The 26,270-nt window shown below is 51.1% G+C and carries 21 protein-coding genes; 12 read left to right on the forward strand and 9 right to left on the reverse strand.

From position 1 onward, the window contains the following. Positions 1 to 709: 709 nt before the first annotated feature. The 6 genes from HY774_24885 (at position 710) to HY774_24910 (ending at position 7,408) form a co-directional block, all read left to right on the forward strand. On the forward strand, positions 710 to 3,277 hold the full coding sequence (locus HY774_24885; protein MBI4751731.1) for an HYR domain-containing protein: 2,568 nt from the start codon (positions 710 to 712) through the stop codon (positions 3,275 to 3,277). A gap of 209 nt (positions 3,278 to 3,486) precedes the next feature. Then, the gene (locus HY774_24890; protein MBI4751732.1) at positions 3,487 to 3,810 is read left to right on the forward strand and encodes a hypothetical protein; all 324 of its coding nucleotides are present in this window, start codon (positions 3,487 to 3,489) and stop codon (positions 3,808 to 3,810) included. A gap of 193 nt (positions 3,811 to 4,003) precedes the next feature. Beyond that, positions 4,004 to 4,894: a hypothetical protein gene (locus HY774_24895; GenBank protein MBI4751733.1), complete on the forward strand. Its 891-nt coding sequence runs from the start codon at positions 4,004 to 4,006 to the stop codon at positions 4,892 to 4,894. A gap of 143 nt (positions 4,895 to 5,037) precedes the next feature. After that, complete coding sequence (locus HY774_24900; GenBank protein MBI4751734.1) at positions 5,038 to 5,652, forward strand: RNA polymerase sigma factor; 615 nt, start codon at positions 5,038 to 5,040, stop codon at positions 5,650 to 5,652. Between the two features lie 35 nt (positions 5,653 to 5,687). After that, the gene (locus HY774_24905) at positions 5,688 to 6,476 is read left to right on the forward strand and encodes a hypothetical protein (protein MBI4751735.1); all 789 of its coding nucleotides are present in this window, start codon (positions 5,688 to 5,690) and stop codon (positions 6,474 to 6,476) included. Positions 6,477 to 6,562: 86 nt separating this feature from the next. Continuing rightward, the gene (locus HY774_24910; GenBank protein ID MBI4751736.1) at positions 6,563 to 7,408 is read left to right on the forward strand and encodes a hypothetical protein; all 846 of its coding nucleotides are present in this window, start codon (positions 6,563 to 6,565) and stop codon (positions 7,406 to 7,408) included. Positions 7,409 to 7,614: 206 nt separating this feature from the next. Here HY774_24910 and HY774_24915 read toward each other — a convergent pair whose 3' ends face one another. The 3 genes from HY774_24915 to HY774_24925 form a co-directional block, all read right to left on the reverse strand. Continuing rightward, positions 7,615 to 8,472, reverse strand: coding sequence for an FG-GAP repeat protein (locus HY774_24915; GenBank protein ID MBI4751737.1), 858 nt, complete (start codon positions 8,470 to 8,472; stop codon positions 7,615 to 7,617). Positions 8,473 to 8,768: 296 nt separating this feature from the next. After that, complete coding sequence (locus tag HY774_24920) at positions 8,769 to 9,533, reverse strand: response regulator transcription factor (GenBank protein ID MBI4751738.1); 765 nt, start codon at positions 9,531 to 9,533, stop codon at positions 8,769 to 8,771. Continuing rightward, on the reverse strand, positions 9,530 to 10,696 hold the full coding sequence (locus HY774_24925) for a histidine kinase (GenBank protein MBI4751739.1): 1,167 nt from the start codon (positions 10,694 to 10,696) through the stop codon (positions 9,530 to 9,532). The genes HY774_24920 and HY774_24925 overlap by 4 nt, the downstream gene beginning before the upstream one ends. Before the next feature lie 526 nt (positions 10,697 to 11,222). On the opposite strand from HY774_24925, the gene tssB reads away from it, so the two are divergent. The 3 genes from tssB (at position 11,223) to HY774_24940 (ending at position 13,922) form a co-directional block, all read left to right on the forward strand. Beyond that, positions 11,223 to 11,774 carry a type VI secretion system contractile sheath small subunit gene (tssB, locus tag HY774_24930; GenBank protein MBI4751740.1) on the forward strand — a complete coding sequence of 184 codons (552 nt, stop codon included), beginning with the start codon at positions 11,223 to 11,225 and terminating at the stop codon, positions 11,772 to 11,774. Then, positions 11,767 to 13,263 carry a type VI secretion system contractile sheath large subunit gene (gene tssC, locus HY774_24935; GenBank protein MBI4751741.1) on the forward strand — a complete coding sequence of 499 codons (1,497 nt, stop codon included), beginning with the start codon at positions 11,767 to 11,769 and terminating at the stop codon, positions 13,261 to 13,263. The genes tssB and tssC overlap by 8 nt, the downstream gene beginning before the upstream one ends. A 152-nt stretch (positions 13,264 to 13,415) precedes the next feature. After that, on the forward strand, positions 13,416 to 13,922 hold the full coding sequence (locus tag HY774_24940) for a type VI secretion system tube protein Hcp (protein ID MBI4751742.1): 507 nt from the start codon (positions 13,416 to 13,418) through the stop codon (positions 13,920 to 13,922). A 95-nt stretch (positions 13,923 to 14,017) separates the two neighbouring features. On the opposite strand, the gene HY774_24945 is transcribed toward HY774_24940, so the two are convergent. After that, positions 14,018 to 14,680, reverse strand: a complete 663-nt coding sequence (locus tag HY774_24945) for a CGNR zinc finger domain-containing protein (GenBank protein ID MBI4751743.1) — start codon at positions 14,678 to 14,680, stop codon at positions 14,018 to 14,020. Between the two features lie 341 nt (positions 14,681 to 15,021). On the opposite strand from HY774_24945, the gene HY774_24950 reads away from it, so the two are divergent. Both HY774_24950 and HY774_24955 read left to right on the forward strand, forming a co-directional pair. Next, positions 15,022 to 15,354 (forward strand): antibiotic biosynthesis monooxygenase, encoded by a 333-nt coding sequence (locus HY774_24950; GenBank protein MBI4751744.1) that lies wholly within the window; start codon positions 15,022 to 15,024, stop codon positions 15,352 to 15,354. Then, positions 15,342 to 15,812: a DinB family protein gene (locus HY774_24955; GenBank protein ID MBI4751745.1), complete on the forward strand. Its 471-nt coding sequence runs from the start codon at positions 15,342 to 15,344 to the stop codon at positions 15,810 to 15,812. The genes HY774_24950 and HY774_24955 overlap by 13 nt, the downstream gene beginning before the upstream one ends. Positions 15,813 to 15,892: 80 nt before the next feature. Here the strand turns inward: HY774_24955 and HY774_24960 are convergent, their stop codons facing one another. From HY774_24960 to HY774_24980, 5 genes are all read right to left on the reverse strand, one after another. Next, positions 15,893 to 16,531 (reverse strand): DUF523 domain-containing protein, encoded by a 639-nt coding sequence (locus HY774_24960; GenBank protein ID MBI4751746.1) that lies wholly within the window; start codon positions 16,529 to 16,531, stop codon positions 15,893 to 15,895. 386 nt (positions 16,532 to 16,917) lie between these two features. Next, positions 16,918 to 17,307, reverse strand: a complete 390-nt coding sequence (locus HY774_24965; GenBank protein ID MBI4751747.1) for a GNAT family N-acetyltransferase — start codon at positions 17,305 to 17,307, stop codon at positions 16,918 to 16,920. Between the two features lie 62 nt (positions 17,308 to 17,369). Further along, positions 17,370 to 17,870 (reverse strand): hypothetical protein, encoded by a 501-nt coding sequence (locus HY774_24970; protein MBI4751748.1) that lies wholly within the window; start codon positions 17,868 to 17,870, stop codon positions 17,370 to 17,372. 24 nt (positions 17,871 to 17,894) lie between these two features. Beyond that, positions 17,895 to 18,395, reverse strand: a complete 501-nt coding sequence (locus HY774_24975) for a hypothetical protein (protein ID MBI4751749.1) — start codon at positions 18,393 to 18,395, stop codon at positions 17,895 to 17,897. Positions 18,396 to 18,450: 55 nt separating this feature from the next. Continuing rightward, positions 18,451 to 18,948 (reverse strand): zinc ribbon domain-containing protein, encoded by a 498-nt coding sequence (locus tag HY774_24980; GenBank protein ID MBI4751750.1) that lies wholly within the window; start codon positions 18,946 to 18,948, stop codon positions 18,451 to 18,453. 895 nt (positions 18,949 to 19,843) lie between these two features. Between HY774_24980 and HY774_24985 the strand changes: the two genes are divergently transcribed. Continuing rightward, positions 19,844 to 25,984 (forward strand): sigma 54-interacting transcriptional regulator, encoded by a 6,141-nt coding sequence (locus tag HY774_24985; GenBank protein MBI4751751.1) that lies wholly within the window; start codon positions 19,844 to 19,846, stop codon positions 25,982 to 25,984. Positions 25,985 to 26,270 lie beyond the last annotated feature (286 nt).

Consider the following 26,270-nt stretch of genomic DNA (forward strand, 5'->3'; position numbering starts at 1 on the left):
CCATAATACGATGTATTCATCCCAAAATGGTATTACAATAAAGATGACTTTTGAACAATGAAATACATCGTCCATTTAAGGATCAGGGGTAATGAATAGGTTTAATAAGTTTCTGATTCGTGACTCCTGATTCCCAATTGGGATAAAACCAATTTATCCTTGTGTTAGTCCAGCAAGTTCAGGTATTTTTCAAGCACATCCTGCTTCAGATTTTCAAAGAAATTCCTGCTTTTTCCCTTCAAGTTGCACGGTCAACAGCTTTCAAGCCCTCCTTTAAAAAAATCCCCTTTTCTTGGATCCTCGCCACAGAGAGGTGTCTGAAGATAATCAGGATTGTATAAAGCTGCAAACTCAATGCCTCTCATCAGTTGACTCTTCTTGCGCTCGTTTCAATTAAGCACGTGAAGAAGCAGGTAAATAGCTCTGTGTGTGCACCAAAGTACAGACTACCAATCCTCGATCCAACATTGTCCCCGAAGCCGAAGTTTGAAAGAACCGATTCAATCACAGGATGGTGGGATGAGAGGAATTGGTTTTGTCTGAAGCCAAAGCGAGATGCGATCCGAAAAGAGGGTCTGCTTCTATCCGTTTATTGAGTTCTCACGCCGGGGAATTGCAAAAGGTCAACGCCGGCCCCGACTTACCTGAAATGCCGGTATATCAATCCATGAAAACGAGTTAGTCCGAAATTTATTGGAGGATGAACGATATGAAACCCGAAAACCTGCACGCAGGCTTACCTATCTCACGACAGAAAATCCAAGCTGGAAGGAGATTGAATCAGTGGGGAACACGCCTGCAAAAGGTTTTCCTGTTGCCCTTGATTCTGGTGTTTTTGGCGGTTGGTGTTACGCCGACGCTTAAAAATATTTCAGCCAGCTCTGAAGCTGGAGGGCAAGGCGCCTCCAAAACTCGGGCCGTCACGCAGGAATATCAGGAGTCACCGCCGGGAAAGGTGCGGAAATACAAACCTGGCCAGGAACCCATTCCTGGAGTGGTGGAATGGGAGTCACATCACACTGGTGATGCAAACCGCCCAAATGGACAATTTACGACCGAGGCCGGCACGGATGACTGTCCGGGGAGAGTGATTTGCAGCCTGCCCTTTACCGATAGCGACACCACGGTGGGTGCCAATGACACGATTACCACCATCCCAATGGCTTGTAATGGGAGCTTTTCCCAGGTGGCCGGCCCAGATAAAGTGTATGTTATGGGGGTGGATAGTCTTACCAGCTTAACGATTACCTGTACTCCGACCGGACCCGCCTGGGATGTGTCGATTTACCTGGTTGATACCTGCCCAGGCGGCACTGGCGGGGTGATTGCATCTGGGTGTGTTGCGGGCGCTGACGCGAACGGGCCAGGTGGAGCAGAAACCATTTCCGTCACTGGGCTTTCGAAGAAACCTTATTACCTGGTTGTGGATTCGTTTTATGCAGCTTCGGGCAGCAATCCCAACCGGCAAGGATCCTATGATTTAAGTATCACTGGATCAGGGCTACTCACACTTCCGAATTTGCGCATCACCAAAACGGATAATGTGACCACTGTTGCCCCAGGCGGAACGCTGACCTACACCATTGTTGTTTCAAATGAGGTGGGATTCTGTTCACGAAATGCCGTTATTATTACCGATACGCTGCCAGCCCAAATTGCTTCGGCCACCTGGACCTCGGTGGCCACGGGAGGTGCTCTGGGCAATTCCCTAACCGGAACCGGGAATATCAACAACACCAAGATGACGTTTCCGCCGGGAAGTTCGGTAACCTATACCGTAACCGCGATTGTTGGTGCCGCAGCAACTGGAACGATTTCAAACACGGCGACAATCGGCGCGCAAGTCACAAATTATATAAATTTTAGCCCTAATAGTGCCACCGACACGACCACGATTATGGCCATCCCAAGTTGTATGCTGACCTGCCCGTCAAACATCGTGACCAGCAACACCGCCGGTGAGTGTGGGGCAGTGGTGACGTTTGCGGCGCCACTGACGACCGGCTCGTGCGGGACGGTGACGGCAATTCCGGCTTCGGGCTCATTCTTTGGCGTTGGGTCAACGACGGTGAATGTGACTTCGACGGCAGGACCAACCTGCTCATTTACCGTGACGGTCAATGATACCGAACTGCCAGTGGTGACCTGTCCGGGAGATATCGTAACCGGCGCGACATCAACCGCGGGCGCCGTGGTGACCTTCAACCCATCGGCCAGCGACAATTGTTCAATTGCTTCAATCGAGGCGATTCCGCCCTCGGGATCAGTGTTTCCAATTGGAACAACGCCGGTGACCGTCACCGCGACGGATGCCTCAAACAACACGGCGACCTGTACTTTCATGGTGACGGTGCAGGGTGTGGAGCTTGACCGGGTGTATGTGGCCGATACCGCCAATGACCGAACCCAGGTCTTTGACGGCGCGACGTGGCAACTGGTCCCGGGCACGCTCGGAGCAGTCGGTTCAAGCATCGGCCAGTTCAGACGACCAGAGGCAATCACGGCAAATGCAGATGGATCAAGGATTTATGTGGCGGACACCGGAAACAATCGCATCCAGTTTACAACCGATAGCGGGGCAACATGGCACACCTTTGCGACAATGGGCTCCGGATCAAGCCAGGTGAGAACACCGCAAGGGCTGGCGCTGGATCTGGCTGGAAACCTGTATGTCGCCGACACCGGAAACAACCGATTGATGCGATTTGATGGCGGAGTTCCAGGCGCGGCTGTGATCTTTGCGACCGCCGGTTCAACGCTGGGCAAAGTCAGCACGCCACGCGGCCTGGCGGTGGATGCCAACCGGACGCTGTATGTGGCGGATTTTGGAAACAACCGGATTCAAAGCTTTACAACCGCGGATGTCGCCCCAACTCCTGGGTTGGTGGCAACGACCGGATCAAGCGTCAATCCTGGACAGGTGAGGTCACCCGAAGGAGTTGCGGTTGATAATGAAGGCAACCTGTATGTGGCCGATACCGGCAACAATCGGGTGATTGCCTTTATCGGCGGCGTTCCCGGACCAGCCGTGTTGGTGCTCAACGTTGGCTCGACATTCGGCAAAGTCCGGTTGCCCGAAGGGATAACCGTCTGTCAGGGCGTGGTGCTGGGTGGACTTGCGACTGAAAGTGCCTTGATCGTGGGAGATACCGCCAATAATCGAATTCAAGGAAGTCTGACACCGACTGATCCGTTGTCGTATGAACTGGTCGGCAATCCACTCGGTGGGTCGGGGCCATTGATCGGGAACTTCCGGTCACCGAGTAAGATTCGCTAATTCCAGACTCGTTAACAACCGATACAAATTCAAACTGGGATCACTTTGAACAAAGTGATCCCAGTTCTTTTTTGGCAACCAGCTTGGCGTGAACCACTGATTCCAGTTTGTAGTCAGTAGTTAACTAAGTACAAGTCCTCATAAATAGGGGATGGAATTTCGGTGATTCCGAATTGGCTTTCGCCCGGATGGGCACCGGACAATAGCCGGTGGTTTGCCGCTTTGGGCACACCACTGGAGCTTCAGCCCACATTGGTTCGCGCCCGGATGGGCGCTGGAAGCTGGTTCGGGTCCCGGTTTTCGTCGAATTTTCGGCTGCTGGCTCACGACTCCTGTTCCAGCGCCCATCCGGGCGCGACCCCGTGATGGCGGCTCTGTCCGGTGGCCGCGTGTCCAAAGCGACACTTGCCACCGGCTATTTTCCACCGCCCATCCGGGCGAAAACCAATGGTTCTCCCAGCGAGTGGTCGAATTTCATCCCCCTTTTATGGGGACTTGTACTAAGACGAGCGCTTCAGGGCAAAATGGCATGACTCCGAAATTTTCAATTTTTTGTGGAACTTTCAAGCCGACTTTTCACCATACGGACTGAAACACTTACAACAGAGACGCAGTGAATTCGATTGAATTTGTCCTTTGATCTGATCTCATCACCAGATACCCCACCGAGTTTGTTGTGAACCACGAGACAGATTATCTCAACTCGATAGTGCAGGAGTTCCCAAAATGAAAAAAGCCTTATTGAAACCCGTTTTGTCGATTGCAGTTATTTGCCTGGTAACGTGTGGGTTATCGCTCAGCGGTTTTGCCCAACGGTCTGGTGGTGGCCGGCCTGGAAGAGGACTGGTTGGTCAATTGACCGCGATTGCTGGATCACAACTTACGATTACCGTTCGGGATGATAAATCAGTCACCGTTTTAGTTGACGAAAATACCCAATATCGTCGCAATGATGCGGCAGCAACATTGGCAGACCTGCAAGTCAATGATTATTTATCAGTCAAGGGGAGACCCAATGACCAAGGCCAGGTCCTGGCGGTGGTGATCAATGCCAGCACCGAACCCCCTCAGGGTGGTCAAGGAGGAGACCGTGGGCCGAAGGGTGATTTTGTTTCGGCTAATTCCCAGGCTGGAACCCTGACTTTGAAAGTCAAAGACGGCACCGAGGTCACCATTTACACCACGACAGAAACCATCATTCTGCGCAACCGGGTCGAAGCCACCTTGAGTGACTTTCAGGCTGGCGACCGGGTTTCAGCCGCTGGCCGGAAAAATGAAAGCGGACAGTTTGTGGCGGTTCGAATTATGGGTGGTGACGCGAAAGAAGCTTCACGCCTGGCCACTCAAAATAATGGCGTATTTTTTGGCGAAGTGACTCAGGTTTCGGCGAATTCAGTCACCTTTATCAACCAGGATGGCATTGAACAAACGGTTCTGGTGAGTGAAAAGGCGGTCATTACCCAAAAGAATCGCCGCGTTGGCCTGGCGGATTTACAGGCCGGAACCCACATCAATGTGATTGGCATCACCAATGATCAGGGGCAGTTCACCGCCACCGGGATTTTCGGAAATTCCCACCGGGGCCATGCTCGATCAGACCGGCGACTTCAAAAATAATCCGTCCTTGCCGGCAGGTTTTGCCTCTCAGTGCTGTGCAGTGCCTGTGTGCCTTGCACAGCACTCCTTTCTTTTGAGGGGTTTGCCAAATACCGGCAATATCTTGACGCTTCCCAGCCTGCCGCCGATTCGAACAAGAACCCATGGGAATTTTTTGGCGCCGACCTGAACCAGTCGAAACGGATGACACGTTGCTTTGCCGGATGATGGCGGGCGATGAACAATCCTTTGCCCGGCTCTATGAGCGACGCCACCAGGACGTGTATCGGTTTGCGTTGCGGATGAGCGGATCTGAAGCCATCGCCGAAGATGTTGCTCAGGAAGTTTTTCTGACCTTGATTCAATCCGGTGGAAAATTTGATCCGTCACGGGGAACCGTTCAGGGATATTTGCTCGGCATCGCCCGATACCGGGTCTTGCACCGACTTGCCCAGGATCGAACCTATGTTTCATTGGAAACCCCAACTGATGTGGGTGAGGATGTTCCTGAAGAGTACTGGATCAATCACCGCAATCCGCTGGCGGATCTGACGCATTCCGAGATGATCGAACAAATTCAACAGGCGGTGCTTGGACTGCCGCCCCATTACCGGGAAGTGGTTGTGTTATGTAATATGGAAGAACTCAGTTATGAAGAGGCCGCTCGCATTCTTGATTGTCCGGTTGGCACCGTGCGATCAAGACTCAATCGGGCCCGGTCGCTCTTGCAACAAAAACTGTCGTCACTTGCTGTTCAGAGTTCAAGCTTTGGCTTGTAAAGGTTGTACTGGCGGGCCAATGTGGGGAAGTGTCTATGAATTGTTATGAATTTGAAGCGGTTGTGCTGGATGTCGTGAGTGGTTGTTTGATGGAAGTGCGTCTCAAACAGGCGGCTCTGGCCCATGCCGAAACCTGCCCACAGTGTGGTTTACGCCTTGAACAGGAGCAACAATTGACCACCGGGTTGCGGGCAGTGGCGGCTAAAACCGAACGAGCGAAAGCCCCGGCGAAACTCAATCCCGAACTCCAGGCCGCTTTTCGGAACCGATTTCCAAGTCAAATCCAAAAACCACAGCACCGCCAGCTTTTGAACCGAAGTGAATGGTTTGTGCTGGCTGCCAGTCTGGTCATTTTGCTGACGGGCACCGGGTTGGTCTGGGTTCTGGTCCAACTCGCGCCGGTAGACCAGATGGTTGTCAACGAGATTCCAAAAGTGTCATCACCATCAAACTCAAACAACTTCCCAACTGAAGTGAGACCGGTTGAATCAAGCCATGAGCCCTCCATGGTTGAGCCCAAGGCAACGCCCAACCCAGAGCAAAAACAGCGCCGAACCTCACTGACGTCAAGGTCTAAACCGACCCGAACCCAAAGCAGGGCAGACACGCTTGATGATCTTTCAAATGAATTTATTCCGTTGACGTATGTGGCTGACTCAACGGCGATGGAGAGTGGGCAAATCGTTCAAATGTACATCCCCCGTTCCACCTTGATTTCAATGGGGTTGTCAACCAACGTTGAAAATTCAGGCGACTACGTCAAAGCTCAAGTTGTGATGAGCGATGATGGTGTGCCACGGTCCATTCGAATTTTGCCGGAGTAGTTATTTGGTTCAGCACAAAAAGGATTTGAGAGATGAAACAGAGATACTGGTTTTTGGCACAATTGGCGGCCCTGGGAATAATCATCATGCTGGCTTTTCCCAGTCAGGTTGAAGGACAGGGCCGTCCAGGGAGAGGTGGTGGTCGCCCACATCCACCATTTGGAGACGGCCCTGGTCGAGGTGACCGAGACCGCCCAAACCGTGGCGATGATCAGCGTCATCGAGATAAACCGCGTCCAGGTCGGGGGATGGGCAGGTATTTCGCTGAAATGCGCTTTGACGGCAAAGTTGTGACTGGAGCACCGTACTCGGCTCAGATTGTGACCCGCAATATCCAGACGCTACGGGATGGAACCAAACTGACCAATGAATCAACCGCCAAAGTGTTTCGGGATACTCAGGGGCGCATTCGTCGGGAACAGGCTTTGCCTCCGCTGGGACCTTTTGGCCCTGATGAACCGGCTGAACCCATGATTTTTATTTATGATCCCGTGGCCGAAAAAAACATGATGCTTGATCCGTCAACTGGAACCGCCTGGAAGATCAAACAGGTTGCCGAGCGCATGCCGCCCCCGCCGCGAGATGGGAACGTGGAAGAAAAAACCGAACCCCTGGGCAAAAAGACCCTTGAAGGTGTTGAAGTCGAAGGAACCCGGTCTGTCATCACCATTCCAGTGGGCCAGATTGGAAATGACCGCCCAATCGAAATTGTCTCTGAAAAATGGTTCTCCCCGGTTCTCCAGATTGTTATTTCGAGCCGTCACATAGATCCCAGAGTTGGAGAATTTACCTACCAGGTGACCAATTTAAGGCTTGAAGAACCAGAGAAATCACTGTTTAAAATCCCAGCCACCTACACCCGATTAAAAGACAAAGACGCTGATCGCCTGCCACGACCCGAACGGCAACGAGAGCCAGAGGAACCGTTTTAATCCCATTTTGGAATGGAATCCTCGCCTGAGAAAACAGTCAAGTAATTCAATCAAATAGGCTTAGCGAACTACGAACTACTGACTACAAACTGGTAAGTACCTTACCGAAAATTTCCAGACATTTTGAACCACGAAATACACGAAATACACGAAAAGAATCAAACACTTACCAAATCAAATATCTCAGGAAATTTATGACAAGGTACTTATAAGTTAGGGTTTTTTGGGAAATTTCCTTTGAGGTACTGGACCCAATGATAGGTTCGACCATCCCAATACAGTCCATCCCAGTCATATCCCAATTCAACACTGTCATCATAATGCTGGTCATAGATTGCAATCGCATCTCCTTTGGGATAGGCGATTTTTCGACTCTCTTTGGATTGCAAAGGGCCATGATGGAGCCGCAACTGAAACTCAAGGTCAGTCGCGAAAGTTAGAAAGATAAACTTATTTTTGGGCGAAACCTTTTCCCAATTTCCATCAGGCCGCCCGTGGATGATGGCCAAAAATGGAGCATTTTGATTCGGACTGGTCAAATAATAACCCCGAAAATCGTTCATCGGCTCTTCGATTCCATGACCTCCAAGATTGAGTGCCGTGAACGGAACTGGCCGGTTATCACCATGGGAGAACTGGACACAGGGAATTTTCTGACCATTCTGAGTGAGATCAATTGCGGGAAAGACAACGCTGACAGCTAAATCCCTGGTGCCATCACCATTGAAATCTCCAACCAGATAATAAGAAACCTCGGGTTGGGTAATTTGTTCTTCCAGGAATCGAAAATATCCTCGAAAAGCCCGGCGAACCGCTTTTCTCACTTCCTCAACCGGCATGTGGGCTTCATCCCACACGTGGCGAATCGGCCATAATTTTGGTTGCATATTGGCATCGGACCATTCGCTGGTTTCCGGTTTAAACGATTCGGTGGTTTCGGGTGTGGTTGAGACCGGCAGAGTTCTGATCAAAGGGGGAAGCGGCGGAGGTGGCGTTGGTGACTGGCAAGAAGTCAGCAAAAGCACGCTCGCCATAATCAATCCATTCAAATGGGTTTGCTTCATAAAAATACACTTTTCCTAACAAGAACCAGTAATGTATCGGTTGCCAGTTTGTAATTCAAAGTTGATTGAGTCCAAATTAAACAACAGTCGTTGTACCTCAAGGACGTCATCAATAAAGTTCAAACGCCCATGTCCCACTGCAAATCGAATTGAAGCCATGCTTGCTCCCTCCAGAAAAATTAAATTCTTTTGATTCCTGGAGTTTCAGCAATATATATGCCAGTTGAGCGATGGGCTTGAATGTAAAAAGGCACAGGTCAATTTTATCTGGGGTGTAATGAAACCGTGAACCCGCTTCAGGTCAATCGGTCAGGCAACTGTGGAAAGTTCTCGCGATAGTTGCGCGTCATCGTCAATTGCGTTCCATCCTGGAGCACAATGCAGCAATTTCCATGAAATAAAGGATGAATTTCAACCACTCGATCAATATTGACCAGCGTTGACCGGTGAATGCGCACAAAACGCTTTGGATCGAGTCGGGATTCAAGGTGGCTGAGTGGTTCGCGCACCAGGTGTGATTCGTGGCCTAGATGGAGTTTTACATAGTTTCCTTCGGCTTCGATCCAGTCAATTGCTTCGACTTTAATGAATCGGATCCCATCGCCCTGTCTGACGGCCAGTCGTTCCAGGTAGGTCACCTGTGGTTTCAGGCTGTCGAGCAACGCCGCCAGGTTCTGACTGGTTCGGCTGAGTCGCTGTTGTTCGATAACCTGTTTGGCGCGGTGGACGGTTTTCTCAAATCGCTTGCGATCAAAGGGTTTAAGCAGGTAATCAAGTGCAAAGGCTTCAAAGGCTTTGAGCGCATAGTGGTCAAATGCCGTAACAAATACCACGACCGGAAGTTGCTCTTCACCCAGTGCTGAAAGTAATCCAAACCCATCCATTCCTGGCATTTGCACGTCCAGAAACAACAAATCGGGTGGTTGTGCTTTGATCACCGGGAGTGCTTCTTCGCCACTGGCGAATTCACCGACAACCACCAGTGATGGATCCGTTTTGAGCATCCGCCGAATGCGATTCCGAGCCAGTTGTTCATCATCAACGATTATGGTTTTGATCATTGAACGACCACCCTATTGAATTCGGCTGCCACTGGTGCTGGACTGGTGGACCGAAACGGAATTTCAAGCGTCACGCGTGTTCCCTGAGGTTGACCATTGCCCAGTTGAAACCGGGCCTTTGCCCCATAGAGTTGGAAGAGGCGGCTGCGGGTGTTGGTAAGCCCAAGCCCCTCGGTGATTGAGGTTTCCGAGCGTTCATTGAGCGGCAACCCCGGTCCATCGTCTTCGACTTCAAGTTTCAGCCAGCCATCGTTCCGCTGAGCCCGAATCGAAATTACTCCTGCCGGACGTGGGGCGACGGCATACCGCACCGCATTTTCAACAATTGGCTGAAAAATCAGATTCGGCACGCTGGCCTGGAGCGTGTCAGGCTCAATTTCAAAATGGACTGTCAATCGGTCGCGGAACCGCACCTGTTCAATTTCCAAATAACACTTCAGAAAATCGAGCTCCTGCTGGAGTGAAACTTCGTGGGTCCCAGAGTTTTCGAGCGTCATGCGCAAAAAAGTCCCCAGATTGGCAATCATCTCATCGGCTGCCTCGACGTCTTCATGGAGTAGCTCAGAAACCGAATGCAGCGTGTTAAACAGAAAATGCGGCTGCAACTGCATTTTGAGCGCTTCCAACTGCGCCTGAGTGAGTTGTTGCTCCAGTCGAGCTGACCGGGCTTCCTCGTTTTGGTAGCGCTGGATATATCGCGACGTGTGGTTGAGCGACAAAATCACCCAGTAAATCAACGCGCCGGTGTCGAGTGTGTAATAGGTGAATTTTAAAAGCGTCAGGAATGAAAACGATGCCGAGGCAATATTGAGCAACGGGTTATTGCCGACCATCCGCGGGTCATCAACCAGCAATACCAGTAACATCTGGTGCACACCTTTAATAGCCATCGAGGTCACCAGGCTCATCGGAATATGAAAGAGCAACCCGCGACCGTAATTCTGTCGGTCAATCGAAATCCGATCTGCCAGCCACCAGATACCGGGTGTTGCCAGCGCAAACAAATAACAATAGGTAAATTCACGAAAGAGCCATTTACCGAGATTAAATTGCTCGATACTCGCAACCGTGTGAAATAAATAGCCTTGCGAGGTGAAAAACAATCCGACGACTGTCCAAATCAAGAAAATCAGAAGCCAGCGCGAATGCTTAAAGGAAAACATGTGATGATACCAGTCAGTAGTCAGTAGTCAGTAGTTCGCCAAGTTTATTTGACTGAATCACTTGACTGTATGTTCGTACAAGAATTTCATTGTAAATTGGTATGAGAACCTGCAGGTCAAAGGATGCGGCATTATAGCTGAAGAGAGCAAATAGCGAGTAGCGAGTCGTCAATCTGCCCAGGCTTGTGAAACGGGCTGTCTTGTGAAACTCGTGGAGTTGTGTTCTTGAATCCTTGAGCCCTGGCCAGGGAGTTTAATTTAAATTAGTTGGTTTAATTAAATAATTTACAATTTATTTGCCAGATATATAGTTTAATTTGATTTTTTAAAGAGCCTGGTTCACGGGTTTCTGGCTGGTTTTGGTTTGCATAAGAAGCGGTAAGAGCTAGTAAAGTATTTTTTATCAATGATTTAAAAATATTTCTACTTATTGCTGTTAAAATTTCCAAGGTCTGGCACACACCTTGCACTACTCCTGGACAAATTGAAATTGAAGACTTCAGCTCGGAGAGCGAGGACAACAGACATGCCTAAAAAAGAAAGTATGCAGCATAAACTTGATCGCGTCAGACCACCACGGGTTCAAATTACCTATGATGTGGAAATCGGCGACGCCATCGAAATGAAAGAACTTCCCTTTGTGGTCGGTGTGATGGGCGATTTTTCCGGCAAATCGCTGGCGGAAATGCCCCGTGTGAAAGATCGTAAATTTGTCGAAATTGATCGGGATAACTTCAACCAGGTGATGGCTAAAATGAAGCCGAAAATCGCCATGCGGGTTGATAACAAACTTGCCAACAATGACACCCAACTGGCTGTCGAACTTGAATTTAAAACCATGGATGATTTCCATCCTGATGAACTGGTTCAGCAGGTGCCCGCGCTCCGGAAACTGATCGAAGCCCGGCGGAAATTGTCAGACTTGCTGTCAAAGATGGACGGCAATATGAAGCTTGAAGAATTGCTGACCGACGTGGTTCAAAACACGGAAAAACAGCGCCAGCTTGGCCGCGTCTTGGGATTGGCCGCCCCGACTGAAGAAGCTTCGATTGAGGAGGAGGGCAGCTCCAATGAATAGCCAGCTTCACTCATTTGCGCCGGCTACGGCTCCAGCCGTGGATTTTTCAGATCAGTCGCTCCTGGACCAGTTGATTACCGAAGGCCGGATGGCCCAGGACGAAACCCAGGAAGCGATGGCCAAAGACCTGGTCACCGAATTTGTCCAGCAAGTTCTCGATGGCGAACTGGTTATTTCCAAGGACCTGGAATCAGCCATTATGCAGCGGATTGCGGAAATTGATTTGCTGTTGACCGGGCAAGTCAATGAAATTTTGCACCACCAGGAATTTCAGAAAATGGAAGCGTCCTGGCGCGGCCTGCAATACCTGGTGTTTGAAACTGAAACGAGCACTCAGTTAAAAATCCGGGTGCTGAACGTTTCAAAGAAAGAACTGCTCAAGGACGTCACCAACGCGATTGAGTTTGACCAGTCGGCGATCTTTAAAAAGATCTATGAAGAAGAGTACGGTACCTTTGGCGGCGCTCCATATGGGTGTTTGATTGGGGATTTTGAGTTTACCAACCATCCCCAGGATATGGCCCTGCTGGAAAAAATGTCAGGGGTCGCAGCAGCGGCGCACGCTCCATTTATTTCGGCGGCTTCACCCAAGCTCTTCGGGTGGGAAAGCTTTACCCAACTGGGTGAGGTTCGCGACCTGGCCAAGATTTTCGACCGGATTGAGTATGTCAAATGGCGTTCCTTCCGGGACTCGGAAGATTCACGCTATGTTGGCCTGTGCCTGCCGCATAACCTGTTGCGGTTGCCGTATGGCACGGAAACGGCTGAGACCGAGACCTTCAGGTTTGAAGAAGACGTGACGGGTCGCGATCACAAGAAATATTTGTGGGGCAATGCCGCCTATGCTTTGGGCGTGCGAGTGACCGAAGCGTTTGCCCACCACGGTTGGACGGTGGCCATCCGCGGCGTTGAAGGCGGCGGATTGGTTCAGGGGTTGCCAACCCATACCTTTATGACGGACGAAGGCGAAGTGGCCATGAAGTGCCCAACCGAAATTGCCATTACCGACCGTCGTGAAAAAGAATTCAGCGACCTGGGCTTTATTCCGCTGGTCCATTGCAAGAACACCGATTATGCGGCGTTTTTTGGTACAAATTCGTCCAACAAGCCCAAAAAATACGACACCGACTTTGCCAATGCCAACGCCCGGCTGTCGTCCCAATTGCAGTATATCTTTGCTGTGAGCCGGTTTGCGCATTACCTGAAAGCGATTATGCGTGACAAGATCGGTTCATTTATGGAACGCAAGAACGTTGAGGATTATCTCAACCGCTGGATTATGAACTATGTGTTGATTGATGACAGTGCAACTCAGGAACAGAAAGCCAAGTTGCCGTTGCGCGAAGCACGAGTCGAAGTAGCCGAAGTCAAAGGCAAGCCTGGGTGTTACAAAGCAGTCAGCTATCTGCGGCCTCATTTCCAGCTTGATGAAATCGCAATTTCTTTACGGTTGGTTTCGGAACTCCCGGCCCCAGCCAATCAACGCTGATAACCGGTGCCTGGTACTTGTTGGTGCCTGGGAATTAGGACTTTTAACAAAGGACTAAGAACCAGGAACAAAGAACTTAAGAATCAGGCACCAAAGACTATAACCCAAACTAAACTTACCAACTTAACCAAACTTTAAGGAGATTTATTGTCATGTCGTTTGATGCATTTCTTAAAATCGATGGAATTCAGGGCGAAAGCCGGGATGAAAAGCACAAAGAGTGGATTGAAATCCTTTCTTATAGCAAGGGACTGAGCCAGACTGCAGCATTCTCATCCAGCTCACACGGGTCAAAATCAGCCGAACGTGCAAATTTCAGTGAGTTCAACATTACCAAAGCGTTGGATAAGGCAACCCCTCATTTAGCATTTGCCTGTGCCAGTGGGCAGCACTATGCTAAAGCCACAATTGAAATCTGCCGGGCTGGCGGAACGAGCAAACAGACCTTTATGCGCTACACGTTGCAAGATGTGTTGATCACCAATTACACCGTCAATGGTGTTGGTGGTGGTGGTGATGGTGAATCCATTCCAACCGAAAATATTCAATTAAGCTACGGTAAGATTGAATGGAACTACATTCCAACCAACCAGACAACCGGTCAGGCAATGGGGAATATTTCCAAGGGTTGGGACTTGACCCAGAACAAACCAGCGTAATGTTTGCACCTTGTTGAGTCATTTCACATGAAAATAGTAAATCGGAGCTTTTACCGTTGAAGGTCAATTCAAGGGTAAAGCTCCGATCAACTTTTTTAGGAGGTGCGTTTCCGCGAGCGAAACCGCCGGACTTTGGCCAGGTTGCCACAGGTCTGCATATCGCACCACTGGCGGCGACTGTTTCGGCTGGTATCTTCAAACAACCAGCCACAGCCTTCGCCGCCACATTGACGAATCCGAGTGAGTTCGCCTCCGGTGAAGAGTTCAGCAGCGGAATCCGCAATCCGCCACAGCATTTGATCAAGCGCCGTGACATCGCCATTCCAACCCCAGGCAAAAGTATGAGGGGGGTGATGAGTGATTTTCAGATGGCTGTATCCTCTGGCTACTTCCTGGTTGAGACATTCCAGGTCGTTGGGCTGTGGTTCGGTTTGATGAATGATTGCCAGACTGAGGCGGTAAATCACTTCCCGAAGCACAATCGCCCGCTCCTTCACGCTGGCGGCTTCTACCGGGTGCTGTTCGGCTAGATGTGCCAGTTGAGCGGCTTCCGGCTCGGTCAGGATTCCCGTCAGCAGACTCCAGGCCAGCAAATCAAGATAGTCGGCAAATTTATCATCGGTCACCTGATATACCATGGCTGCCAGTGGGTCGGGTGGTGAGATGCTTTGGCGACCACCGACCGTGTTGACAAAGTCCAGGCACAGACGACCAGCAATCAGAGTGATTGAAGCAATTGGGCGTTCTCTCAGATTCATAGGCAAAAAAATTTACGTGTAACTGTCAAAAATGATTTGACAGGTTACATTAAATACTCTATCTTGTAACTATCAAAAGCAAGTTAACCGGTTACAGGCGATACGTCAAATGAAGTAATACCATCTTGGAATGAATAAATCGTATTAGAAAAAAGTCAAGTAATTCAATCAATTGAAGTTAGTGAACTACTGACTACGATCTACTGACTACAAACTGGTATAAAGCAATGTGGAGTGTGGTGACAGGTCGCAGCGTTCAAATTCACGGCCAGTCGGCGCACTCCGAAAAGAGTTATCGTTCACTTCAGATCAGAAATCAACAGACCAGGAAAGGGAGCACTATGATTGCGCGAATCTGGCACGGTCGGACGTTGGCCGGGCAGGCAAACATCTATCTTGACTATATCAACCAGACCGGAGTTCCCGACTACCGTCAGACCCCAGGGAATTTAGGAGTCTTTGTTTTTCGTCAAATCGAGGGTGCCGAAGCCCATTTTCTCACGCTGTCGTTGTGGGATTCCTATGAATCAATCCAGCGGTTTGCCGGTGATGAGTACGAGTTTGCGAAATACTACCCGGAAGACGAGCAATACCTGCTCGAATTTGAGCCGAAAGTTCAACACTACGAAGTCTCAACCAGCTTTTTTGGAGGATTGCTACCATGTCAGAAGTAAAACAATTGTTAGATGAATTAACACGAATTCACGATGGAGATGCCGGTCACGGCCCGGCGCTTCGCGAAGCACTCGAAAATATTTCCGCCGCTCAGGCAGCGTATAAACCAATTCCCGATGCCCACAGCATTTGGGAACTGGTGCTGCATATTGCCGCCTGGGAAAATGTAACTGTTCGTCGGTTGGAAGGTCATCCAACGGCTGAGCCTGAAGAAGGTGATTTCCCACCAGTTCCAGATACCAGTGATGCCGCCTGGCAAAATGCCATTGCTCGATTGAACGACATTCAGGCCCGGTTCCTCAATGAAGTTTCTCGTCTGACGGACGCCGGGTTAAATGAAAAAGTCGTGGGTGACGAATATTCAATCCGACAACTGTTGCGGTCCACCGCCCGGCATAAAATTTATCACACGGCGCAAATCAGCCTCTTGCGCAAAGGCTGGAGTGCGGCGGCTTGATACCGCTTTCATTTTCGGCGGCTTGACGTCAAACTTTTTTCAAGTCCGGCAGTGTCAGGCCGCTGTTTATGAAAGCGACGTCAAGCCGTCGCACTCCGAAAATAGGTTCGGTACCATTCTTTTTCGTGATGATCCAGAGCCTCCGGGTCAGGTGAAAAACCAGGTTCCAGCATCATTCGAATTTTTCCAAGGGTTCGAAAATCCCGCTGACTGACCACCGGAAAGCCATTTCTCAAAAGCAGTGCCGTCGAAACACCAACCCCGATCTGGTACTTGCGGTCTATCTCCAATCGGCAGCCATCTGAAATCACCTGACTTCCGCAGGCGGCGCTCATATCCGTCAAAATTGCCAGTTCAATCTGATTTGCCTGGGCAAAGCTGAGCATCGCCTGTGCTCCGATCACCATGCCTTCGGTCAGGTCCTTTCCGTGTTCATCCAGCACCCGAGCTTTTCCATCGAGCACGTCGTTGCCATCGCCACCGTGAATATCCGGCAGGGTTCGCGGTGTGCCAAGTGCGTGGTCTTCGGGGCAAAATGACAACACCTTCACGGTTGGCAAGGCAACCAGGTCGGTCAGTACGCCACCCATCCCATTGTCGGAGCCGTCAACGCCGCAGGGAAGTCCCATCATACAGCCACTCATAAGTACTCGAAGCGGTTCGGTGGGAGTTGGTGTTCGAAGATCAGCCACGGCATCAGGTTGGTGGGCCAGTCGCATCAGATTCTCCTCAAAAGGGTTCTGGAATAATACCAGTTTGTAGTCAGTAGTCAGTAGTCCGTAGTTCACTAAGCTTATTTGATTGAACTACTTGACTGTTTTCTAATACGAGGCTTCCATTGCAAATTGGTATAACCAGGAAGAAAAATTGGGTTGGAAGGTATTTGGAAATTGCGAAATGGAGCGCCACTGTATCGTGGAGTGGTCCAGGTTTCAATCTGCTTGTTGACAGCCACTGATTGCGCTGAAGGCAGGACCTGATCCGTTTGGACTGACGACAGCAGGCCGTAAACGACCTGCCTTGATGAACCCATCGCTATGCGGCGAAAACCCCGAATCTGATCCCCTTGTCTCCTTGTCTCCTTGTCCCCTTGTTCCCTTGTTCCCTACGCTGGGCGTTTGAGCGTGTAGATCACTTCGGGGAATTGGCCTTTGATTTCGCCCCTTTGCCATCCCTGGGCGGCATAAAACCGGTCGGCTCGGGTATTCACTTCAGTGCTTAAAATCACCTGAGGTGCGCCACGTTCAAAGAGCCAGTCAGTCGCAAATTTGAGAAGGTGCTTCCCAATGCCTTTGCCTTCATGCTCCGGATGAATAAACAGCGCCCAGATGGAATGGTCTTCGCGGGCAGCGTAGGAAAACCCGACCACCGTTCCTTCAATCTCGCACACCCAGCCTTTTCCGAGCGGACCGAGGTAGGCTTCATACATTTGTCGAGTAATCCGGCCTGGGTTGGAAAGGACATTTTCTTTCACCAGTAAGCGAATTTTTGACATCGCCGGAATGTCAGCGTGTGTTGCTTCCCGAAAAACCATCCTCATACCGCCTTTTATAGAGTTCACGCATTGGTTTGTGAAAATTGCGTGGCTTTCACCTCAAGTGGCTGGAGTAAACGATTGGATAAAGCATCTCTCAATTCGGTAACACCCCGAGGAGTTAAAGCCAGTGCAAATCGCCAGTTACCTTTGTGAAAATAAACCCAGTGACACCCAAGGCAAATCACAACCTGAACTGAACCAGCTCCCTGCCCAAACTCGATGGCCGTGCCTGGACTGAAACAGCGCATTCCGAAGGTGTTGCGATTCCCATAGAGCCTCAAATGAAAAATTGTTTTCCACAGTGATTGTGCCACGGATGGTTGAAGCGCCCAGGTTTCAGTAAATCGAAACCCCTGAACATACCCTTCCGTGTTTTTCAGATCAGGATCGGTCGTTCGTGGCTGGCGGGTTAAACGGTAGGCCCGAGCTGGGAAAACCTGTGATGTGACACGCATTGTCAGAAGTTGCGTTCCATCAAGCACACCAGGCAATTTCAAAATTGATTCAAACGGATTCCTCATACGTGCTGCCACCATTAAGTCGAGTCATTTTTGCTGCCGATACTCAAAGGTCTGACTGACAACCCGAACAACCTGATTGTTGTGATGACCATAAATGGCAACCCTGAGTGCCCGGTTATAGTCATGAAGTTCAAGCCTGACCTGGACTTCAATTGATTCTCCTGGTTGGAGTTCATGTTGCCCCCAGCCTGAGTCGTCAATATAAAGCAAGTGATTTTTCCAACCAAACCAGGAACGATAGAGCCTTTCATGAACTGGGAAAACTGGCTGGGCTGCCTCCGTTTCATACCGGAATGGGTGACTGGTCAGGTTTGCAAGTTTAAAGAAGGCAATAATCTGTTCGTTGTATGAGTCCTGAACTTTTTCAAGTCTCAAGAATTTTAATGTAACCTTTTGAACAGATTGATTTTGTTTGCTATCAAATGATTGTTGACCGGCTTGAGTTTGAGAAGAAAAGGAAACGAGCGCCCCGAAAAGGATGAGAACAATCAAAAGATCGGGCTTCCATACGCGAACGAGATGCATGGTGTGGTCTCCGCAGCGGAAAGCTTCAAGAGAATATGACCAGAGAGGATTTATCTTACCCCTGAGTGCGATTGGTGACTGGCTCGACCACACTTCGCGGAGGCGTTTTCCCAGTAAACCAGGCTGGTTCGTCAAGGCCGGTGGTCTGGCGGGGAGCTTCGATCTCGGGCGGATTGATGGGTGGTGACTTCAATAACGAAGCCTGCCCCGCTTTGGCGAAAGACAAAATCAATTTGGTCGCCAGATAGCAGGCCGTTCCAACCATCCCGACTGCCAGTCCAAGACAGGTCAACAGTAACAAGACGAGTTGTTCCGGCCTTCCCGGATGAAACCGGTCGCGGATGAAATCAAAGATCAGAAATACCAGGAAAAAAATCGAAACCCCAAGCAGGGCGCCACAGGCCAGGAGCCAGCTCACTTGCCCAACTCCAACCAGCATGGTGGGCTCGTCAGACAGGGGGGTGTGACGGGTCAAAACTTCAAGATTTGAACCACACCGGGTGCAATATCTGACCGATTCCTTATTTTCATACCCACACCTTGAACAAAACATAGGTGGCTCCTTCTCAAATGCTCGCACAGTTTGAAAATGATGGAGGAAGAAAGGAAGCTCCATCCGACAGCATTGAGTCAGTTGGGGCTAAATCCTTCTGAATGATTCACTTTTCAGGCGTTGAAGAGAACTTGAATATTAGGGTTGAACCAGAGAATCCGCAAGTTGTCAGGAAAATGAGTTGTCTGGCCGGGTGAGATTGAAAAAACGGCCTTCAGGTTGTCGTGGCGGTTTACTTATTTCATTTTGCAATGAAACTCCCGTATTAGAAAATAGTCAAATGACTCAGTCAAATAAACTTAGGGAGCGTTAAAAATCAACTTCCCGTTTTCGTTTGGGGGGATAGGTATTTGGATTGAGCCTCCTGGAAGGCTGCCGTTCGGATAGCCGGTGGTTGCGAGGCTTTGTGAGCTACCACCGGGAACAGGTTGGTTCTCTCCAGTTCTCCCCGCGTCGCCCGCGCCCCGTAGGGGCGCGGGCGACGCGGGGAGAACCAAGGGGGATGGCCTGTGGATCCGGTGGTAGGCCCAAAGCGGCCAACCGACCGGCTATCCGAACTGCAACGCTTCGCGGTGCAAAGCCAAAACCTGGATGTGGCAGAACATCCGCACCCTCAGGAACTTATTTTTTAACGCTCCCTTAGCGGACTACTGACTACTGACTGATATTATTTCTCTAACGCTCCGCTCCAAATTGTCTTCTTCACGCGCTCCTTTTCATGTCTGCTAGGGGCTGGCGGATGAATCACTCGCCGGGCTTTGCTGGTTTCAGGTACGATAGGCCGCGTTGTGGTGCATTTGCCGCGCCACGACATATACCTCAAAAACCTCACCTTCTCCAAATCACACATGCAGACCCGTCTGGAAAGTCAAAAAGGCGGCTGGGGACAAAAAACATGACTGAGTTGCCAGAACAGGTCGTTGCAACGCTGCGTGAAGATCGGGAATTCGTTTTAACACGTCGAGTGGAGCCCGGTGCTTCTGCACGTTCGACGCTGGTGCTGACAACTGTTTTGGAACATCCATCACTCGACAGCCTCAAGCACCTGGAACATGAATATGGATTGCGGGAGGAGCTTGATCCCGCCTGGGCGGTTCGACCTCGGGCATTGACTCGCCATCAGGGGCAACTGGTGCTTCGGTTTGATGATCCAGGTGGCGATGTTTTGACCCGAATGCTGGAAAAACCACTGGAGTTCACCCACTTTTTGCAGACAGCCATTGGTTTAGCACGGGCGCTCCAGGGTGTCCATAAGCGTGGGCTGATTCATAAGGATGTCAACCCAGCCAACATTCTGGTCAATAATGCAACCGGAGAGGTGCGGCTCACCGGGTTTGGAATCGCTTCGCGCCAGCCGCGTGAGCACCAATCGCCCAATTCCCCAGAAACGATTGCCGGAACGCTGGCCTACATGTCGCCGGAACAAACCGGGCGGATGAACCGGTCGCTGGATTCCCGGAGCGACCTCTATGCGTTTGGGGTCACGCTGTATGAGTTGCTCACCGGGACGTTGCCCTTTACGGCTTCAGATCCAATGGAATGGATCCACTGCCACATCGCCAAAAAGCCGCCCCACCCCAGCCACCGGAGAGCGGAAATCCCAGAGCCGCTGGCCCAGATTGTGATGAAACTCCTGGCCAAAGCGGCTGAGGATCGGTATCAAACCGCTGCCGGGGTTGAAGCTGATCTCCGAAAGTGTCTTGTCGCCTGGGAATCCAATGGGCGGGTTGATCACTTTCCGCTCGGTGAACAGGATGCTTCTGACCGGTTGTTGATTCCCGAGAAACTCTATGGTCGCGAGCGCGAAATTGAAACGCTGGTGGCGGCGTTTCATCGCGTGAAGACCACTGGTCAAACCGAGCTGGTACTGGTTTCGGGCTATTCGGGTGTGGGCAAAACTTCGGTTGTGACTGAATTGCATAAAGCCCTTGTTTCCACTCGGGCCCGGTTTGCCTGTGGAAAATTCGATCAGTTTCAACGCGGTATTCCCTATGCAACCCTCGCGCAGGCACTGCGAAATCTGGTCCAGGCAATTTTGGGACAGGGTGAGGTTGAGCTGGAGAAGTGGCGGAACCGAATCTCTCAAGCTGTTGGGTTCAACGGTCAGTTGATGATCAATCTTTTTCCCGAATTGGAACGAATCATTGGCCCGCAACCACCCATGCCGGAATTGCCGCCCCAGGATTCCCAGAACCGCTTTCAGATGGTCTTCCGCCGGTTTGTCAGCGTGTTTGCCCAACCGGATCAGCCGCTGGTGCTTTTCCTGGACGATTTGCACTGGCTGGATTTGGCCACGCTCGATTTTCTCCAAAACGTGGTCACCCAGGATGAAGCACGGTACCTGCTGGTGATTGGTGCCTATCGAGACAACGAAGTGACCCCGATTCACCCACTGATGCGGACGATGGAGAACGTTCGGAAGATTGGAGGCCGAATCCAGGACATCACTCTTGCGCCGCTTGGGGCCCGGGACGTATGTCGGCTCCTGGCTGAAACCTTCACCTGTGACCCTGAGCGCGTTCAACCTCTGGCCGATCTCATTCAGGAGAAAACCGGAGGGAATCCGTTCTTCGTGGTTCAGTTTGTCACCGCGCTCGCTGAAGAACAGCTCATTTCATTTCACCTGGAAACGCACGAATGGACCTGGAACCTGGCCGGAATTCAGGCCAAAGGATATGCCGACAACGTGGGCGAATTGATGGCCGGGAAGCTCAGCCGCCTTCCGGATTCAACCCAGCGAGTGCTGATATACCTGGCCTGCCTGGGGAGTAGTTCTGAAACCGCCCTGATGGGGTCAATTCTAGGAATGACAATCCAGGAGGTGGAAGAAAACCTCGCCGAAGCCATCCAGGCCGGGCTGGTTTTTCAATTCGATGGCACGTTCAAATTTATCCATGATCGCGTTCAGGAAGCCGCCTATTTACTCATTCCAGAGAGCGTGCAGCCGGTCATTCATTTACGAATCGGTCGGATGCTGGCCGCCCGGATTCCACCGGAAAATCGAGCGGATATTTCCTTTGAAATTGTGAATCATTTCAACCGTGGGGCCGCGCACATTGTATCGCCGGAAGAGCGGCGGCAGGTGGCTGAACTCAATTTTCTCGCTGGGAAGCGTGCCCGGTCGGCAACTGCCTATACCGCGGCCCTCAGCTATTTCACGGCTGGGGAGGCATTGCTGACTGAAGATGATTGGGAACGGTACGCCGACTTAAAATTTGGACTTTCGCTCCACCGGGCCGAATGTGAATTTCTCACCGGTACCATGACTGCCGCTGAAGACCGGCTGTTCCAGTTATCGCAACGAACCAGCAATCTGGTGGATTTGGCCACCGTCACCTGCCTTCGTGTGTCACTTTACACGACTCGCGATATTAACCGGGCCGTTCAGGTAGGGCTGGACTATCTCCGACATGTTGGAATTGAGTGGAATCCGCACCCAACGGCGGGAGAGGTCAAACTGGAATTTGAGCGAATGTGGCGTCAAATTGGCACCCGACCGGTTGCCGCCCTGCTCGATTTGCCCTCACTCAGTGACCCAACCTGTCGGGCGACGATGGATGTTTTGACCGATATTCTGGCGCCAGCCGTTTTCAGTGACCGGTATCTTCCAGGTCTGGTTGCTGGTCGAATGGCCAACCTGAGCCTGGAACATGGCAACAGCGATGCCTCCTGTCTGGCTTATTGTTGGTTGGGGGCAATTCTTGGCGCCTATGTGGGTGATTACCAGGCCGGACTCCAGTTTGGTCAGCTTGGGGTTGATCTGGTGGAACGCCGAAATCTGGTTCGCTATCAGGCGCGAGTGTTTATTCTTTTCGGGAATCATATTCTCCCCTGGAGTCAACCACTTCACCTGAGTCGGGCCATGTTGCGGCGCGGATTTGACGCGGCGCTGGAAGTGGGTGACGTGACCTTCGCCGGGTATTGCTTCAGCCATGTGGTTGCCAATCGGCTGGCCATGGGCGACCCGCTTGATGAAGTCCACCAGGAAGCCGAAACCGGTCTTCAATTTGCTCGAAAAACACGCTTTGGTGGCACGGTTCGGGTCTTTATGGGGTTGCTCACAGTGATCCGTTCGCTCCGTGGTCTGCCTCCGGATTTTCGTTCGTTCACGGATGAAATCGAGTTTGAACAAGACCTGGAACAGGATCCGCGACTGGCACTTCCAGCCTACTGGTACTGGTTTCGCAAAATGCAGGCCCGGTTCTTTGCCAAAGACTATGAGTCAGCCGTGAGCGCCGCGCTCAAAGCCCACAAACTCCGGGGGACAACCCCAACCTTCTTTGAGAACAGCGAATTTCATTTCTTTGGCGCACTGGTGAGGGCTGCCGGATATGATCGGACCACGGGTGACGAGCAGGCCAGTCACCGGGAGGCTCTGGGTACGCACCATAAACAACTGGTCTTGTGGGCCAAGAACTGCCCGGAAACATTTGAGTGCCGGACTAACCTCGTGGCGGCTGAAATTGCGCGCGTCGAAGGCCGCGACCTCGACGCCATGCACCTCTATGAAGCCGCCATCACCGGAGCACGGACCCAGGGTTTTGTTCAGATTGAAGGACTGGCCAATGAGCTTGCCGCCGCCTTTTACAGTGCTCGTGGTTTAGAGACCAGTGCCGGGGTTCATTTGCGCAACGCGCGGTATTGTTATCTCCGATGGAGGGCTGATGGGAAAGTCGAGCAACTTGATCAGGCATATCCTCACTTGCGGGAAGACCTGATGGTACGCCCGGCGGCCACCACGATTGTTTCACCAATCGAACAACTGGACCTGGCCACGCTTTTCAAAGTGTCCCAGACGGTTTCGGATGAAATCATTCTTGAGAAATTGATCGAAAAGCTCATGGTGATTTCGGTCGAACATGCCGGTGCGGAACGTGGCATCCTGATCCTGCAGCGAAATAATGAACTCCATATCGAGGCCGAGGCTACAACCACCGATGGCAAGGTTGTGGTCAATCTGAGCAAAAGGGAGGTCACGTCAGCGGCACTTCCCGAGTCAATTCTGCGCTATGTGACCCGGACACTGGATTCCGTGCTGCTTGATGATGCCACCACGGTTCATTCATTTTCCGAGGATTCTTATTTAAGCCGTCATCGGTCGCGTTCAGTGCTCTGTTTGCCGTTGGTGAAGCATACCTCACTCACCGGGGTGCTGTACCTTGAACACAACGGTGCTTCGCACGTGTTCACGCCTGATCGAATTTCAATGTTAAAACTGCTGGCGTCACGAGCGGCAATTTCATTGGAAAACGCCTACCTCTATTGTGATCTGCAACGGGTAAAAGTCTATCTGGCCGAAGCCCAACGCCTTAGCCTGACGGGTAGTTTTGGCTGGAAGGCAGGCACTGGAGAAATTTTCTGGTCCGAAGAGACATACCGCATTTTTGAATATGATCCGACGCTCAAGCCAGGGGTGAACCTGGTTCTGGAGCGAATTCACCCGGAAGACGTCAGCCTTGTCCGGCAGACCTTTGCCCAGGCTTCAAAGAATGGACTGGATTTTGACCTGGAGCACCGCTTATTGATGCCTGATGGCACCCTCAAACACGTTCACATTGTGGTCCATGCGCGACTGGATGGAACCGGCACGCGCGAATTTGTCGGCGCGGTGATGGATGTGACTGCCGCCCGGCAGGCCGAAGCCGATTTGAGAGAACGGGAGCGCGAACAACGGCAAATCGTCGAGGTTATTCCCCAACTCATTTTTGTGCTTGCGCCGGATGGGAGCCTGCTCTATGGAAACAAGCTGGTGCTCGAATACACGGGGCTGACACTGGATGACATTCAGTCTTCTGATTTTCGAAGTCGTGTGTTCCATCCTGATGATGAAGACCGGTTGCGCGGAGAGCGCACTCAGAAATTTTTGCGCGGCATTCCCTTTGAAGTCGAACAGCGGGCGCGGCGCAAAGATGGTCAGTATCGGTGGTTTTTGACCCGGTTTATTCCGCTTCTGGATCAGCACGGACACATTGTGCGTTGGTATGCCACTGGAACCGACATTGATGACCGAAAGAAAGCCGAAGAGCAGATTCGCAACGAAAATATCGCGCTCCGCGAAGAAATTGATAAAACCTCGATGTATGAAGAAATTGTAGGTGCGTCTCCAGCACTGCAAGAGGTCCTGGCCCGCATTTCCAAGGTTGCCCCGACTGATTCCACGGTACTCATCAACGGTGAAACCGGAACTGGAAAGGAACTGGTTGCCCGTGCCATCCATAAACGGTCAGCCCGGTCGTCGCGGGCGTTTGTCAGTGTCAACTGCGCGGCCATTCCGCCATCACTGATTGCTTCGGAATTGTTCGGTCATGAAAAAGGCGCCTTCACCGGTGCCATCCAGCGACGACTGGGTCGGTTTGAGCTGGCTGACGGCGGGACCATTTTCCTCGATGAAATTGGTGAAATTCCACTGGAAACCCAAATTTCCCTCCTGCGGGTATTGCAGGAACGCGAAGTCGAGCGGGTTGGAGGAAGTCGTCCAATTCGGGTGGATGTTCGGATCATTGCCGCCACAAATCGTGATTTACAGGCGGCCATCGGTGCCGGCTCGTTTCGAAGCGACCTGCTGTACCGGCTCAATGTCTTTCCGATTGAGATGCCGTCGCTTCGCCACCGCACAGAAGACATCCCCCTGCTGGTTGAGTATTTTATTGATCGGTATGCCAGCAAAGCCGCGAAAAAGATCCGTGGCGTCAACCGAAAAACCCTGGAATTATTTCAATCCTATCCCTGGCCGGGGAATATTCGGGAACTTCAAAACGTGATCGAACGGTCAATTATCCTCTGTGAAACCGACATGTTTTCCGTTGATGAAAGCTGGCTGTCGCGAGCATCGGTTCCAGTTCAGCCCGCCAGTCAGGTACTGGCCAAAACGCTGGTGACACAAGAGAAGGAACTGATCGAAGCCGCGCTGGCGGAAAGCAAAGGTCGGGTTTCTGGACCGACCGGTGCCGCGGCAAAGCTGGGCCTCCCCGCCTCAACGCTGGAATCAAAGATCAAAACCTTAAAAATCAACAAGCATCGGTTCAAAGTGGAGTAATTTTTAACATTTTTTACCACAGAGGACACAGAGGAACACCAAGATCACTTTGCCTCTGTGTTCCTCTGTGTCCTCTGTGGTGAGTTTTGGTTTTCATTGCAACCGTTCCGGCAAATCAAAAATCACGAACATTTTTCACGAGATTTCGCGAATTATCGAGGGTTCGTAATTTTTGAGTTCGTGAATTTTCCTGTTTTCAATGGTTTACGATTGGCACCCAAATTGCCCACAGGTATGGCGTAGTTTGAAATTCACGAAATGCCAATTGAAACCAAATTTTCTTCAG

This window comes from Acidobacteriota bacterium, from assembly GCA_016208495.1.
Lineage (GTDB): Bacteria > Acidobacteriota > Blastocatellia > Chloracidobacteriales > Chloracidobacteriaceae > JACQXX01.